The organism is Desulfosarcina sp. (assembly GCF_046496365.1).
Classification (GTDB): Bacteria; Desulfobacterota; Desulfobacteria; order Desulfobacterales; family Desulfosarcinaceae; genus Desulfosarcina.
On the sequence record NZ_JAWOHB010000209.1, the window covers coordinates 1 to 15,444 of the forward strand.

The window sequence follows — 15,444 nt, forward strand, 5'->3', positions numbered from 1 at the left end:
TCCTCTTGGTTATGTTACACCCGAGGTTGAGCTGCCTGATACTGCTGACGGACTGATTCCCGACCCTACCTGGAAACGGATAAATCAAGGGGAGAGTTGGTCTACGGGGGATACTTATATTGTCAGTGTGGGGCAGGGATATGCCTTAGCGACGCCATTGCAGGTACTACTATCAGCTGCAACGATTGCTAACAATGGCCGTTTAATGGCTCCCACGATCTTATATCAAGTTCAGGATAGTTTGGGGAATGTGATCCAACCATTTCAACCCCAATTGCGCTGGGATTTGACCATCGATCCAGTCATTCAGGTATATGAGGATAATACGATCCGAGGTTGTCAGCTGACCGGAGAAACACGAACTGTCGAATCATGGGTTTTTGATGAAATTCGTCAAGGAATGCGCCTTGCGGTACTAGAGGGTACGTTAGTCAAGGAGTTTGCTGGTGTAAGCATTGCTGTGGCTGGAAAAACAGGAACTGCAGAGTATTGTGATGAATTCGCCAGCGCTCGTAATTTGTGCCAACCGGGCAGTTGGCCATCTCACGCCTGGACGGTAGCATTCGCTCCTTATGAAAATCCTGAGATTGCGGTCGTCGCTTTTGTCTACAACGGTACCGAGGGCTCAACGGTGGCAGGGCCTATTGTGCGAAGAACACTGGAAGCATATTTCGAACTACGAGCAGTAGATGCCAGTTTAACGCCATAATCGGCGAGTTATTTTGGACAGATGTGCTATAATCGAAATTCGTGTCGAGGAAATGATGACAGCAATCGTCCAAATAAAAGGAATTCGCGAAGGATTACTTGTTACCCTGGGAGATGGTACCTGGCTCGAGTTGAAGGCAGCCTTGGTCGACCATATTAATCGACAAGGCGATTTCTTGAGGGGAGGACGTCTTGCCTTGGACGTAGGGAATCAAGCCTTGGGCCCCGTGGAACTCTGTGGATTACGAGATCAGTTATCGGAGCAAGGTTTGTCCGGCGCAGGAAGACCAGAATGTAAAGTGAATAGCTGGACAGCTCCAGGGCCAGTACCAATGCCAGCAGATGCACCGCCGAGGCCAAAATCATCATGGCCAGGGTGCAAACGGTCAGCAGAAAAAAGCCTTCCCCGTGGCGCGTGGGGGCTACACCGGAAAAGTCCTCACATAGAACAACGACCAGAAAAAAACCGATCGAGAGCAGCACCTTGAATACCTGCGAGAAGAGGTCCACCCGGTAAACATGGTTGAACAGGTCGCCACTCAAGGTCGCGCAGGCAATACCTGCCGCCACGCTGAAAGCTGCCATGGTCAGCGCCAATCGATAGTCCCGTCGAGGATCGGGCTTCAGGCAGGCCGTCACCAGAAACAGCCCGGCCGTCAACAGAAGAATCAGTTCGGGAGCAATCAGTATCCAGTTCATCGCAATCCGATCAATTGCAGCGTGGCTGTATGGATCATGTCAAACAGCAATCCCGGAAAAAGACCGAAGAGCACGATTACCGATGCCAGGATGACCCGCGGCACCGCCAACGCCGCCGTGATATCCGTCAGCCCGGAAAATTTTTCCAGCGGCGGCCCGTAGCAGGTCTTCTGGACCACACGCAGCATGAAAAGGGCTCCCACCGCCAGCGCACCGATGGCCAGTACACCGGCCACTGGGTAAACCCGCACGCAGGACATGAACACCGCCAGCTCCCCCCAGAAGCTGGCCAGGCAGGGAACGCCGATGCCGGTCAGGGCGGCAATGATGAAAAAGGCGGTCGCCCGCGGCATGACACGGCTCAGCCCCCCCAGTTCAGCAATGGCTTTGGTGTGGGTCCGGTCGTAGATGTGGCCCACCGAGGAAAAAAAGAGCGCCGTCATGATCCCGTGGGCAAACATCTGGAAAACCGCCCCGTTGACGCCGTCGACGGTCATGGTGGACAGCCCCAGGCCGACGATGCCCATGTGCGAGACGCTGGAGTAGCCGATGACGTATTTCAGGTCGGTCTGGCTCAGCCCGACGAAAACGCCGTAGACAATGCCGCAGACCGCCAGCACGGCCATGAGCGGCGCCCAGAACTGCCAGCCTTCCGGACATAGAAAAATAGCCACCCGCAGGATGCCGAAGGCACCGATTTTCATCAACACGCCGGCGTGGATCATGGACACCGCCGTGGGTGCGGCCACATGGCCCACCGGCGACCAGGTGTGAAAGGGGAATACGCCGGCCAGAATCCCGAATCCGATGTAAAGCATTAAAAAAGCCAGACGCTGCTGCGCCGTCGTGAAACGCCCGCCTTCCATCAGGACCAGCAGATCGAAGGTCATGGATCCCGAAAGGGCCACCAGGTAAACGATGGCCGGCAGAATCAGCGCGCTGCCGGCCAGCAGATACAGGGTCAGCTTCATGGCCCCGTATTCCTTGCGGGTGCTTCCCCAGATCGCGATCAGCAGATACATGGGAAACAGGGAGACATCGAACCAGACGAAAATGAAAAACAGATCCAGGCTCATGAACAGGCCGAACACACCGGCCACGAGCAGAAAAATGAGCGCGAAGAACTCCTTGACACGCAGTTCCAGCTCCCACATGGTCAGTACGGCGGTAAAAAAGACGATGCCGGTCAAAAGCAGCATGGGCAGGGCGAAGCCGTCCACCCCATTGAAATAGGCAATCCCCAGTGCAGGAACCCAGGCCACGCGTTCGACGAACTGATACCCGCCCGCCTGCTGGTCATACGCCAGGAACAGATAGATCGAGATAACCAGGGTCATGCCGCTGAATACGGCACTGACGATTTTTATGGCCCGTGCATGCCTTGCGGGAATCGACAAAATCACCAGCAGACCGGCCGCGCAGCAAAGCAGCAGCGTCGTCAAAAAGGGGAAATCCGCCAGCTGGAAAGCCATGCTCAACCACCCCATCCAATAAAAAGAAGCAAACCGATCACTGCCGCAAACATGACCATCAGGCGGTACTGAATCATGCCGCTGTGCAGCCAGGCGACCACCCTTCCCAATCCGGCGGTCGATCGCCCCAGCCCGTCCACGGCGCCGTCAATCACCCGCCGGTCGTTGGCCGTGAAGAGCCGCGATACGCCCCGGTAGATCAATGTATCCAGCACCATCCGGTAAAACCGGTCCAGGTACCAGCGCTGACCGAACAGGTCGGCCAGCAGGGGGATTCGTTCCACCCAGCCGATTTGGCGGGCTTTTTTGCGGCCGAACTCGAACCAGGCCTGGAATATGGCCACGGCTGCCAGTATGCAGGCGGCCACCGGCAGCCAGCTGTGGTGGTCCGGCATACCGGCAGCGACCGCACCACCGGCGCGTGCAAGAAAATCGTGCAGGGGGGTCTGGAAAAAGCCAAGGACGGCGGTGACGCCCGCCAGGCACCATAACACCGCGTTCATGGACAGTTCACCCCAGGCATGGGGATGGCCATCGTGGCTTTTTGTTGGCGGAGCATCGGTTGCATCCCGGGGAAACAAAATGATGAAAATCAGGCGAAACGAGTAGTAGGTGGTTAAAAACGCGCCCGCCGCGGCTGCCAGAAAGGCCACGGGGTGTCCGCTATCCAGCAGATGGCCCAGGATCAACTCTTTGCTGAAAAATCCGGAAAGCGGCGGCAACCCGGAAAGCGCACCGGCCCCCACGATGCTGCAGACGACCGCCGACCTGAGCCGGCGCCCGCCCTGCCGGCCGATTTCAAACATATCGTTGGTGCCGCAGTGATGGATGAACACACCGGCGCACAGGAACAACAACGCCTTGAAGCCTGCGTGGGTGATCAGGTGAAACGCGCCCGCGAACAAGCCTCCGGCACCCAGCCCCATGAGCATAAAGCCCAATTGACTGATCGTGGAAAAGGCCCAGACCTGCTTGATGTCGCGGGCCACCATGGCCATGGTTGACGCCAGCAGCATGCTGATGGTGCCGATGGTCAGGCAGACCGTCATGGCCATCGGCGACAGCGAAAAAAAGCCCAAGAGACGAACAAACAGAAAGACACCGGCCGCCACCATGGTCGCCGAATGCAGCAGGGCACTCACCGGCGTCGGGCCCTCCATGGCGTCGGGCAGCCAGGTGAGCAGCGGGAACTGGGCGCTTTTGCCGATAATGCCGGTGAAAATCAGCAGGGCGGTCAGCGTGATCATGCCAGGCGACAGCTGCGCCTCCACAGCTAAGGGGTCGGTCAGCACCGGAATGTCGAGCGTCCCCAGCTGCAGCCAGAGCAGAACCAGTCCCAGCAAAAAGGCCACATCGCCGGTGCGGGTCATTACAAAAGCCTTTTTTCCGGCTTCACTGGCGCTGAATCTTTCAAACCAGAATCCGATCAGCAGGTAGGAGGCCAGCCCCACCAACTCCCAGAAGATGTAGAGCTGCAGCAGTGAACTGGAAACCGTCAGGGTCAGCATGGCCCAGGCAAAAAGCGACATGCAGCCAAAATAGCGCCCGAAGCCCGGGTCCCCGGCCATGTAGCCCAGCGAATAGATCTGCACCAGCAGGCTGATCGCCGCCACCACGGTGAACATCAGCAGGCTCAGGGGGTCCAGCAGGATGCCGATGGGGATGGCCATCTGCCCGGAAACCAGCCAGGTCGTCTGGAATACCAACGGCGTCTGCATCTGCCAGTGCTGTATCAGCAGGTAGACGGCCGCCAGGGTGGAAAAGCCGGCGGCAGCGATGGAGATGGCCGCCGAAAGCCGATGGTGCGACCGGGTGGCCAGCATGATGATGGCGAAAGCCAGCAGCGGCAGCAGCAGGGCTGCGGCGGTGACCATCAGGCTCATGGGGAGTTGGGTCGCCGGTGGCATGGCTATCGCGATCCTCCTTCTTCCCCTAGCGCCGCTTCCATATCCGGATCCACCGACTGGCTGCGCCGGTAAAGAACCAGAATGGCGGCCAGACCGATGGAGACTTCGGTAGCGGCGACCGCCAGGATGAAAATGACCATGGCCTGCCCTTCCATCTGCTGCCAGTGCAAGGAGGCGCCCACGAATGCCACCGCAGCGGCATTGAGCATGACCTCGATGCCCAGCAGCATCATGATCAGGTTGCGCCGCGCCAGGGTGCAAAACATCCCCAGGGTGAAAAGCAGCGCCGAAAGCAGCATGACATGATTCAGGGGGACGATCACGGGGCCTCCTTGGTCGCAGGGGTCGACGGCGGACGGACCCGGCACCCCAGCACATAGGCACCGACCAGGGCCACCAGCAGCAGCATGGAGGCGATTTCCACCGCCAGCCAGTGCGTCTGGAACAGGTAGACACCGAAGTCCAGCGGCGATGCCTGGGCCGCCGGCATCGCCGTCCACCCCGTGGGGTCTTGTCCAACCAGCACGGTGAACACCACCAGAAATCCAACTCCAATGCAGACGGCCGGCAGCAGCTGCCCGACCGGAAAGAACATACCCGGCATCTTTTTCAGCCGGATCATCATGATCAAAAACAGAAACAGCACCATGATCGCACCCGCATAGATGATGATCTCCAGGGCCGCCAGAAAGGGCGCGCCCAGCAGGTAAAAAAGCATGGCCGTGCCGAAAAACGACAGCACCAGGTAGAGCACCGCATGCACCATATGGCGGCGGGTGACGGCCAGGGCCGTCGCGGCAGCGATCAGCAGGGCGATCGCGTAAAATAAAAGGGTCAGTATGGACATGGCTCAATCACGATTCTCATTGTTTTTGGATATCTCTATCCTTGAAACATGGAGATTGGCATCGGTATCCTGAATCGAAAGGGATACGGCAATCGTCTTTTCCGGCCAGGATGGGGGGCGCTTTTACTTGGCCTGCATGGTTATTCCCATCCAGAGGCTGTGTGCGTCTCTGGCCGCTTCCGTTTTTTTTTGCCGCCTCAAGACCAGGCGTCACGGATTTTTCCGTCTTCTCAAGTTCCGCCTCGATTGCCTCCCGTTGCTTCAAGAACTGCTCAGCATATTTTCCAGACACTACTTTTGATGAACCCGTAAAAAGTCACAAACAGTGTCACTCCCGCGGAGGCGGGAGTCTATAACTATCTGAATCTTATGGATCCCCGCCTTCGCGAGGATGACAATAAACCTGAAATTTCGACTTTTTACGGAACCATCACTTTTCACCGCTATCATTTTCTATCGCATGTTCTTTTAACTCCTTAAAAAACAGGAGCGTGCAAAAATTCAAGACAGATAAGCTGCCAGTCAAACTGCAATAGTTCCATTTTCTCAACTCCCAGCATGGAATGACCCTTCAACGGTTTGCCTCCGGCAGGTCGGGGTTTTATGCAGTATGGTCCGCCCCGTGTTCAATTTCACGAAAGCTTAGGGCAAATTACTCTTAACGTTCACCGGCGGCGCCTCCCTGGCATGCTCGCCCGTGGCACGTTCAGCGGTGGTCACGCCGGCGTATTCGTAAAAATTGTAATCCGGATCCTTGCCACAGCCGTCCACCAGCAGGTCCGCTTTTTCATATACCATGGTCAGGATGTCGCGCTGCACGTTCTCGAAATCGGGTGTAAGCTGGATTGCCGATGTCGGGCAGGCTTCCTCACACAGGCCGCAGTAGATGCAGCGACCGAAGTTGATGCGGAACCAGCGCGCAAAGCGCCGCCCGTCGGGCTGCTCGGCGCTTTGCATGCTGATGCAGCTCACCGGGCAGACCGCCGAACACAGGTAACAGGCCACGCAACGCTCGCGGCCGTCGGGATCCCGCGTCAACACGATGCGGGCACGCGAACGTTCGGGCAGTTGGCGCTTGAACTCCGGGTAGGGCTCGGTGACAGGCTTGCGCGCCAGGTGCCTGGCCGTGGTGGCGAATCCTTCCACCAGGGCTTTGAGGGCCGACCATCCCGAACTTTCAGCAGGTTTCAAGGGTTTTTCGTCAGTTATTTTTTTATCTTCGCGCATGTCACCTTTGGTGGATTGGTTAACCCGTTTTCGTATCTTATTCGGAAGCGGCTTCCAAACTGCGACAACGTAGCCTGGAATGACAATTTATCGCAGCACGCTGCCGCGCCTGCGGCTCAACCGGCGATATTGATAAAGACGCCCGTCAAAACGATGTTGATCAATGCCGCCGGGATCAGGACCTTCCAGCCCAGGGCCATGAGCTGGTCGTAGCGCAGCCGTGGCAGCGTGCCGCGGACCCAGATCATGATCACGGCGACGATGAATATTTTCAGCATCAACCAGACCACTGGCGGAAGCCACGGCCCCCGCCAGCCGCCCAGAAAAAAAACCGCCGTCAGCGCCCCCAGCACCTGCATGTGAACATACTCGCCCAGGAAGAAAAGGCCGAAGCGCATGCCGCTGTACTCGGTGTGGAATCCGGCGCCCAATTCGTTTTCCGCTTCGGGCAGGTCAAAGGGGATGCGCTTGCTCTCGGCCATGGCGCTGATCATGAAAATCGCAAACGAAACCGGCTGGAGTGCAATAAAGGGCACGCCGGCCTGGGCGTTCACGATGGCGGTTAAACTGAACGATCCGGCCAGCATCACCACCGGCACCAGCGACAGCCCCAGGGCCAGTTCATAACTGATCATCTGGGCCGCACCGCGGATGCCTCCCAGCAGGGCGAATTTGGAGTTGGAGGCCCATCCGCCCAGGGCAACCCCGTAGACGCCCAGCGACGACAGGGCGAACACATAAAGCACCCCAACGTTCAGGTCGGCGACCACCATGGGCACGGCACGGCCAAAGACCCGGATATCCGGCCCCAGAGGCACCACGGCAAACATCAGCATGGCCGTCACGGCCACCACGGCCGGGGCCAGGCGGAAAATAAACCCATCTGCCGCTGCAGGTACGACATCTTCCTTGGTCAGCAGTTTGATGGCATCGGCGATGGGCTGCAGCAGTCCGAAGATGCCCGCCCGGTTTGGGCCGAGGCGAATCTGAAGCCTGGCCAGCAGTTTGCGCTCCAGCCACACCAGGTAGCTGGCCGCCAGCAGCAAACCACCGAGCATGACGGCGATTTTAACCACAAGGATCATGAGGCCGATCAGGGTGTCCATTGGTTACCCGTTTGAATCCATGAAATTTCACCGTGGCAGCATGCAACCCGTTTTGAAACCCAATTCCAGGCTGCTGACTTATTGGCCATCAACCGCGATCTGCCGGCTGTCCAACAAGATGCGTGTCTCCCCCACCACCTGCCAGTCCAGTCGGTGGTGCCGGGGAACAACCATCACCCCCGGGGCCATTTTCGGATCGGCCTGCACCGGCAGCGTCAGCCGGCCCCCATCGCTCGAAATGGTGACATTTTCATTTTCCTTCAATCCCAAGCGGGCGATGGTTTCGGGGTGAAGGTAGGCCCAGGGCGGTACCTCCAGCTGATTCAAGGCCGGTGACAGGGCAGACAGGGGTTCGGTGCCGAAGGTCCGGTCCACCAGCAGCAGGACGATATCCGCACCCGACGAAGCCATTTCCGCCGCCGGCGGTAAGGTTCCGGCGGATGGATGGTCGATCTTGTCCAGATGGATGCGCTCGCCTTGCCCATGGGCCTCGGGCAGGCAAACCGCCGCGTGAAAATCGACCAGGGCGTCCTTCAGCACCCCGGTCGCGTCGCGGGTGGTTTTGACCTCCCCGACCAGGGCTTCCATGGCCTGCCAGGCGGGCATCGGCGCACCGCCCGGGATGCGGCTGTCGAACACCCGCGGCGGATGATCGCGCCTGCCTGTAATTTCGATGGGCTCACCGCCCGCCATCACGGCATCGGCGGCCTGCAGGCGGCCCTCCTGATTGATCCAATGGCCGCCGCATTCGTAAATGGTCTGGGTCGGCACGAAATAGTCCGCTTGGCCGTTAAGCGGGGTGTCCACATAATCCAGCACCACCAGATGTTCCAGCCGCTTCAGGGCCGCCCGCAGCCGCGCCCGGTCGGGAAAGGCGCTCCACAGGTCCGCTTCCACGGCCACCAGCATTCGCACCGAACCGTTTTCGATGCGTTTCAGTACCTGCTCAATGGACAACGCTTCCTCACCGATCAGGGCGGCGGCAAACGCATTGGCTCCGGCCAGCGTATAAAACAGCCCGGCGACTTTGTGTGTCCGGCAAAGGGTCCCGGCCAGATCGGCAGCCAGGGCGATTTCGCGTGATGTCAGGACGTCGGTGCCGCAGACAACCACCGGATGGGGGCTGCCGTTCAAGCGCCTGGCCAGAGCGATTAGATCGAATCCCGCTGCTGCCGCCGGCGCTGGGGCCCCGCTGCCGCGAATCTCTTGAATCAGGGCCTCCAAAATGGCGCCTATGGCCGACGGATGAACCGCCCAGTGATCAAAATCGAAGGGCAGCCTCACCCCGCGTGGATCGATCACGGTCACATGGCCGCCATACCGCTGCACCTGACGCAGCGAAAGGGCCAGCATGGGGGATTCGTTGAGCGGATCGGCACCGATCACCAGCACGTCATGGGCCGCGGTATCGGCAGCCAGAGAAACCGCCAGATCCGGTCTGAGACAGTCCACGGCGGTTTTCAGATTCAACACCTGACGGTCGGTGGGCGCCACGGCCGGCCCGGTCCAGCCGTGCTCACGGCCGGCCCGCGTGACCATGGCCAGGGTCTCCAGGCTGCCGCGTACCGAGGTCACAGCCGCCACACTGCCGGGGCCATATTGCACAGCTGTCTGTTGGATGGCTTCCCGGGCAGCGGCAAGAATGTCGCCCCCGTCAGCGGGTGTCCCGGTGGCCATGGCCTGCCGGGGACGGTTGACGGCGCCGGCGTAAGCGTATCCGTAGCGCCCACGGTCGCAGATGAAATAGCCGTTGACCGCAAGGTTGGGCCGGGCCTCGTGGCGCACGACCTGCCGGTAGCGGGCCGATGCCGTCAGGTTGCACCCCAGCGAGCAGTGAATGCACACGGATGCCCGACGCTCGTAATCCCAGCGCCGTCCGAGGTAGCGCGAAGGCTTGTCGGTATAGACACCGGTGGGACAGATGTCGATCAGGTTCCCGGCAAAGGGGCTTTCCAGCACACCGGATGTACAGCGGCCGAAATAGACCCGGCTGCCGATGCCCATCACCCCCAGATCGCGGTAGCCGGTGAACTCCTGGTAGTAGCGCGAACAGCGGTAGCATTGGATGCAGCGGTTCATCTCGTGCTGGACCAGCGGCCCCAGGTCCTGATTGCGGTAAGTGCGCTTGCGACCCCGGTAGCGGCGCTGACCATGGCCACCGGCAACGGTCAGGTCCTGCAGCAGGCAGTGGCCGCCTTCGTCGCACACCGGGCAGTCGTGCGGGTGGTGGAGCATGAGCCACTCGATGACGTGCCGTCTGAAATCCACGGCTTCGCCATCGGTGGTTGAGACCACCATGCCATCCTGGGCCTCGATCATGCAACTCATCTGGATGCCCTTGATCGGCCCCTCCGTAAAGGCCACGGCACACACCCGGCAGGCTCCCACCGATCCAAGGGCCGGGTGAAAGCAGAAGCGGGGAATCACGATGCCCAGCCGTTCGGCCGCGTCGATAACCTTGGTGCCGCCGGGGACATCGATCTTTCGGTTGTCGATTTTGAGTGTCGGCATTGTTTATATCAATCCAAATTACGATCTTGTGCTTTTCCCATGAATCCTTGACCCCTCGAACCCTTGATGAACCCGTAAAAAGTCACAAACAGTGTCACTCCCGCGGAGGCGGGAGTCTATAACTATCTGAATCTTATGGATCCCCGCCTTCGCGAGGATGACAATAAACCTGAAATTTCGACTTTTTACGGAACCATCAACCCTTGGATCCTGAACAAACCACTCCCTGAAAATCTTCAGCCTTCAGCCTGAAAACGGGCATCCTCTGCCCTCAATATGCGCCATCACCTCGTCTTCGAAGTGTTCCAGCAGGCTTTCGATGGGGGCCACCCCACCGGGCGCAAAGGCACAGTAGGATTTCCACAGGTGCCTGCACATGGTCTTGATCATGGGTATGAAATCCGCCTCGCCCTGCCCGTTTTCGATGCGCCACAACAGGTCGCGCAGGTAGGGGAACCCCTCGCGGCACGGCGTGCACCAGCCGCAGGACTCCCGGGCGAAAAATTCGGTCAGGTTCAACGTCGCGGCCACCATGCAGGTGTGATGGTCGAACACCATGACGGCTCCGGTTCCCAGACGGTTGCCCACTTTCTTGAGGGAATCGAAATCCATGGCGATATGGTAGTGCGCCGCCGTCAAATATCCGGTGGAGGCACCACCCGGCAGGCAGGCCTTGAACCGTGCCTTGTCCTTCATGCCGCCGCAGCAGGTCTCGATAATCTCCGAGAGTGATATACCCAGGGGCAGTTCATAGCATCCGGGTGAGTTCACCCGGCCCGACACGCAGAAGAGTTTGGTACCGGCGGCATCCGCTGACAGGGCCAGATCCTTGAACCACTGCGCCCCGTTTTTAACGATATGGGGGATGCAGGCCAGCGTCTCCACGTTATTCACCAGGGTGGGCAGCCCCCACAGCCCCTTGTCGGTCGCATAGGGCGGCGGTTGTTTCGGGTTGGCCCGCCGACCCTGCAGGGCATTGAGCTGGGCGGTCACCTCGCCGCAGATGTAACGGCCGCCGCTGCGATGCACGGCGATTTCGAAGTCGTAGTCGCTGCCAAGGATATGCCGGCCCAGCAATCCCTCCCGCCGGGCGATATCAATCTCACGTTCGAGGATCTTGGCCGCGCTTTCATATTCAGGGCGGATGAAGACGATGCCGTGGGAGGCCCGGATGGAGTAGCCCGCCAAGGTCATACCCTCGATCAGCATGTGCGGTTCGGCATGCAGGAACACGCGGTCCTTGAAGGTTCCCGGCTCCATCTCGTCGGCGTTGCAGACCATGAAGCGCGGAAAGGGCGCATCCTCGGCCACGGTCTGCACTTTGATCCCCGCCGGAAACCCCGCCCCGCCGCGCCCCAGCAGGAGGGCATCCGTCAGACTGGCTTTGACCGCCTGGCGGTCCATCTCGATCAGCACCTGCCGCAAGGCGCCATATCCGCCGTTTTCCCGGTACTCCGCCAGGGTAGTGATGCGGTCCGGTTTGCGGTGTTTGAGCAATACCTGGGGATACCTTCCGGTCACGCGTGATCCTTCCGCAGCTTGTCAATCAGCCGGTCCAGGGATGCGATGGTCAAGGGTCCGTACACCTTGCGGTTCACCAGAATCGCCGGGGCCCGGTCACAGTAGCCGATGCAACACACCGGCAGCAGGGTGAACAGCCCGTCGGCAGTGGTTGCACCCATACGGATGCCCAAGCGGTCGCACAGGTGCGCCACCAGATTTTCCTCGCCCGCCATCCAGCAAATCAGACTGTCGCAGACGTGAATGACGTATTTTCCCACCGGCTCCCGGTAGATGAAGGTATAAAACGTGGCCAGTTCCTCCACTTCCAGGGGAGACATGCCCAGCAGTTCAGCTGCCATGGCCAGGGCTTCGTCGGAAAAGTAGCCGTAATGGTCCTGCAGGGCATTGATCACGTCGATGGCCATTTCACGTGGATGGGCCACCCGGGCGATCTGAGCGGTGAGTTCGCATTTTAATTTTTCCGGAAACATTTACGCGCCACACCCTTAAAAAAAGCAGTTCCTAACGGTCAACATCCGGCAATATATAGTCCACCGACCCGATAATGGTGATCAGATCGGAGAGCGACCATCCTCTGGCCATCAGCGGCAGCGCCTGCACATTGGCGAATCCCGGTGCCCGGATGCGCATGCGGTAGGCATAACCGAGCCCGTCGCTGACCACAAAGTAACCCTGTTCCCCGCGGGGGATCTCGCAGGCGGCATAGGCCTGGCCCGGGGGAATTTTGGGTCCCCGGGACACATTGATAAAGTGATGGATCAGGGTCTCGATATCCGTGAGCATATCCTTGCGCGCCGGAATCACGTAGCGGCAATCTTCGGTAACCGTGCGTCCCGGCGGCATCTGCTCGGCCGCCTGACAGATAATGCCCAGGCTCTGGCGCATCTCTTCAATGCGCACCAGGTAGCGGGCGTAGCAGTCGCCGCCCTCGGCCGTGGGGATGTCGAACGTGAACTGGTCGTAGCCGCTGTAAGGAAAAGCTTTGCGCAGGTCCCAGGCCAGGCCGCAGGCACGCAGATTGGGGCCGCTGATTCCCCACTCGACGGCATCGTCCAACCCGATCGCTCCGACGCCCATGGTTCGTGCGCGAAAAATGGGATTGCGGGTGATCAGGGCTTCATACTCATCCATCCGCGCAGCGAAGATGCGGGTGAAGGTGTCCACGGCGGCCTTCCACCCCGGGGGCAGATCGGCAGCGACCCCACCGATGCGGAACCATGAGGGGTGTAGACGGCCGCCGGTGATCAGCTCGACGATGTCGAGAATCATCTCGCGTTCATGGAAGGTGTAGAACGTTGGCGTCATGGCGCCCACGTCATGGGCATAGGTCCCCAGCCAGACCAGGTGGTTGCTCAGGCGAAACAGCTCGCTGAGCAGCACGCGGATGCACTGGGCGCGCGAAGGCACATCGATGCCGGTCAGCGTCTCCACGGCCATTACGTAGGGCAGGTTGTTGGCCGCCCCGGCCAGGTAGTCCACCCGGTCGGTGTAGGGGATGAACTGGTGCCAGGTCTGGCGCTCGCCGATCTTTTCCGCCGCGCGGTGGTGGTAGCCGATCTCGATGTCCATGTCAGTGATCGTCTCGCCGTCCAGCGCCAGCACGTAGCGAATCAGACCGTGTGTACTCACATGGTGGGGGCCCACATTGAGAATCAGATCCTGCCGGCCGTCGGGGTCCTTGATAAAAAAGCCGCCGTCGCGCGGCTGCAGGCGCCGGGCGTCGGACTGCGTGTAGGGGGCCATTTCCGTAGCCCGACCGGGATGGGATTTGCGCAGCGGGTAGCCCTGCCAGTGGTCCGGCATCAGGATCCGGCGCAAGTCCGGGTGCCCGTCAAAGCCAATACCGAACATGTCGTAGACTTCGCGCTCATACCAGGCGGCGGCAGCCCAGATGCCGGTAGCGCTGGGGGCAGTGGGGGATTCGCCAGTCAGGGGCACGCACAGGCGCACACGGGTGGGCGGGTCAAAGGCCAGCAGATGGTAAACCAGGGTGAAATTACCCTCCGGTTTGGACTCCCGGCGAGCCGATTCATCGATGGCGGTTAGGTCGTCCAGCCGCCGGAATCGCGGCACTGCGTCATTTTTCAAATAGGCCAGCACGTCCCGGATGACCCGGGCGGCGACGCTGAAAGCGGCCATATCGCTGGTGGGTGAAACGGGGCGGATGGCATCGCCGAACCGGCTTTGCAGTCTTTCGGCCAACTGCAGATCCGTCTGGGTCCCGCACCGTTCAGCCGCCGGCGGGGCCCACATCCCGTCGCTGCGGCTGCCGGTAAAGTGCGGCGGGATCACCGACGTGCCCCGAATAGCGGTGCCGGCCATTCCCGGTCCGCGCGGGTCGCGACTTTTGGAGACGCCGTCCACCAGCACCGGCTGCTGGGTTCCCTGCGTGCCGCCGGTCAGGTGAAAGACGGGCCGGGCCGGTTTTTCCTGGACGATCTTTTGCTGCAGCTGGACCAATCCTGCCAGAACCGCTTCCGGCCGCGGCGGGCAGCCGGGGATGTACAGGTCCACCGGCAGGATCTGATTGACGCCCTGGACCACGCTGTAGGCGTCGTACATGCCTCCGGTGTTGGAACACGAGCCCATGGAGATCACCCACTTGGGCTCGGCCATCTGCTCGTAGAGCCTCAGGACCACCGGGGCGATCTTTTTGAAAATGGTTCCGGAAGTGATCAGCAGGTCGGCCTGGCGGGGAGAGGGGCGCAGCACCTCGGCACCGAAACGGGCGATGTCGTAGCGGGCGGTGAAGACGGTGGCCTCTTCCACAAAGCAGCAGGAAAGGCCGAAAAACATTGGCCACAGACTGTGCTTGCGCGCCCAGTTGATCACAAGGTCCGCACCGGCAAGGACGGCATCCGTTCTCAATTGCGCTTCGGACCCCAATCAAGGCCTCCCTTCGCCCAGACGTAAACCAGGCCGGCAATCAGGACGCCGATGAAGAATTCGATCTGAAACCATCCGGCCCAGCCCAGCGACCGGCTGGCCACGGACCATGAGAAGATGTAGGCGCCCTCCACATCAAAGATCAAAAAGAAGATGGCCACCATGAAAAAAGGAACCGGATAGCGCAGTCTGGCCTGGCCGGTGGGGATGATGCCGCTTTCATAAACACGCAGCTTTTCACGGCTGGGCTGCTGCCGGCCCAACCAGCGGGACAGAAAAAGAAGCACGATTGCCAGCCCCATGACGACAACCGCATATAGGATAAGGCTGAAGAGACCGGGTTGCCATGGGTCAAGAGCACCTTGGACGTCAACGGCGTGCATCCAATCACCTTCGGTGTGAACATGTCGGTTTCAGATAGGATCAGGCAAGCAAAAACAACCCTGTTGATCGACGCATCCGCAATGGACGGTGTGTGCGATTGTAGATCGGAGCGTCGGGACTTGTCAAGCCGGATGAGGCCGAGCCAGCCGCTGGACATGGGCATACTTTTGAAG

13 protein-coding genes are annotated in these 15,444 nt (G+C 60.0%); 2 read left to right on the forward strand and 11 right to left on the reverse strand.

The features are described from left to right. The coding region (locus tag R6V78_RS20380; protein ID WP_410291233.1) for a penicillin-binding transpeptidase domain-containing protein at window positions 1-709 on the forward strand (709 nt) is incomplete at its 5' end. A gap of 55 nt (window positions 710-764) precedes the next feature. Further along, window positions 765-1,196 (forward strand): hypothetical protein, encoded by a 432-nt coding sequence (locus R6V78_RS20385; protein WP_410291245.1) that lies wholly within the window; start codon window positions 765-767, stop codon window positions 1,194-1,196. Between the two features lie 207 nt (window positions 1,197-1,403). Here the strand turns inward: R6V78_RS20385 and R6V78_RS20390 are convergent, their stop codons facing one another. The 11 genes from R6V78_RS20390 to R6V78_RS20440 all read right to left on the reverse strand — a co-directional run bounded on the left by R6V78_RS20390 (window position 1,404) and on the right by R6V78_RS20440 (window position 15,270). After that, complete coding sequence (locus R6V78_RS20390; protein ID WP_410291234.1) at window positions 1,404-2,879, reverse strand: NuoM family protein; 1,476 nt, start codon at window positions 2,877-2,879, stop codon at window positions 1,404-1,406. A gap of 2 nt (window positions 2,880-2,881) precedes the next feature. After that, window positions 2,882-4,786: an NADH-quinone oxidoreductase subunit L gene (locus R6V78_RS20395; protein ID WP_410291235.1), complete on the reverse strand. Its 1,905-nt coding sequence runs from the start codon at window positions 4,784-4,786 to the stop codon at window positions 2,882-2,884. A 2-nt stretch (window positions 4,787-4,788) separates the two neighbouring features. Beyond that, complete coding sequence (gene nuoK, locus R6V78_RS20400) at window positions 4,789-5,109, reverse strand: NADH-quinone oxidoreductase subunit NuoK (protein WP_410291236.1); 321 nt, start codon at window positions 5,107-5,109, stop codon at window positions 4,789-4,791. Next, window positions 5,106-5,633 carry an NADH-quinone oxidoreductase subunit J gene (locus R6V78_RS20405; RefSeq protein WP_410291237.1) on the reverse strand — a complete coding sequence of 176 codons (528 nt, stop codon included), beginning with the start codon at window positions 5,631-5,633 and terminating at the stop codon, window positions 5,106-5,108. The genes nuoK and R6V78_RS20405 overlap by 4 nt, the downstream gene beginning before the upstream one ends. Before the next feature lie 642 nt (window positions 5,634-6,275). Then, window positions 6,276-6,860: an NADH-quinone oxidoreductase subunit NuoI gene (gene nuoI / locus R6V78_RS20410; protein WP_410291238.1), complete on the reverse strand. Its 585-nt coding sequence runs from the start codon at window positions 6,858-6,860 to the stop codon at window positions 6,276-6,278. 116 nt (window positions 6,861-6,976) lie between these two features. Further along, complete coding sequence (gene nuoH, locus R6V78_RS20415; RefSeq protein ID WP_410291239.1) at window positions 6,977-7,966, reverse strand: NADH-quinone oxidoreductase subunit NuoH; 990 nt, start codon at window positions 7,964-7,966, stop codon at window positions 6,977-6,979. 78 nt (window positions 7,967-8,044) lie between these two features. Continuing rightward, window positions 8,045-10,477, reverse strand: coding sequence for a 2Fe-2S iron-sulfur cluster-binding protein (locus tag R6V78_RS20420; protein ID WP_410291240.1), 2,433 nt, complete (start codon window positions 10,475-10,477; stop codon window positions 8,045-8,047). Between the two features lie 243 nt (window positions 10,478-10,720). Then, window positions 10,721-11,998: an NADH-quinone oxidoreductase subunit F gene (locus R6V78_RS20425; protein ID WP_410291241.1), complete on the reverse strand. Its 1,278-nt coding sequence runs from the start codon at window positions 11,996-11,998 to the stop codon at window positions 10,721-10,723. Further along, a complete protein-coding gene (nuoE, locus tag R6V78_RS20430) occupies window positions 11,995-12,471 on the reverse strand; it encodes an NADH-quinone oxidoreductase subunit NuoE (RefSeq protein ID WP_410291242.1) in 477 nt (158 codons plus the stop codon). Before nuoE ends, R6V78_RS20425 begins: the two co-directional genes overlap by 4 nt. Window positions 12,472-12,502: 31 nt before the next feature. After that, a complete protein-coding gene (locus tag R6V78_RS20435) occupies window positions 12,503-14,887 on the reverse strand; it encodes an NADH-quinone oxidoreductase subunit B/C/D (RefSeq protein WP_410291243.1) in 2,385 nt (794 codons plus the stop codon). Continuing rightward, the gene (locus R6V78_RS20440) at window positions 14,866-15,270 is read right to left on the reverse strand and encodes an NADH-quinone oxidoreductase subunit A (RefSeq protein ID WP_410291244.1); all 405 of its coding nucleotides are present in this window, start codon (window positions 15,268-15,270) and stop codon (window positions 14,866-14,868) included. The genes R6V78_RS20435 and R6V78_RS20440 overlap by 22 nt, the downstream gene beginning before the upstream one ends. Window positions 15,271-15,444: the final 174 nt, after the last annotated feature.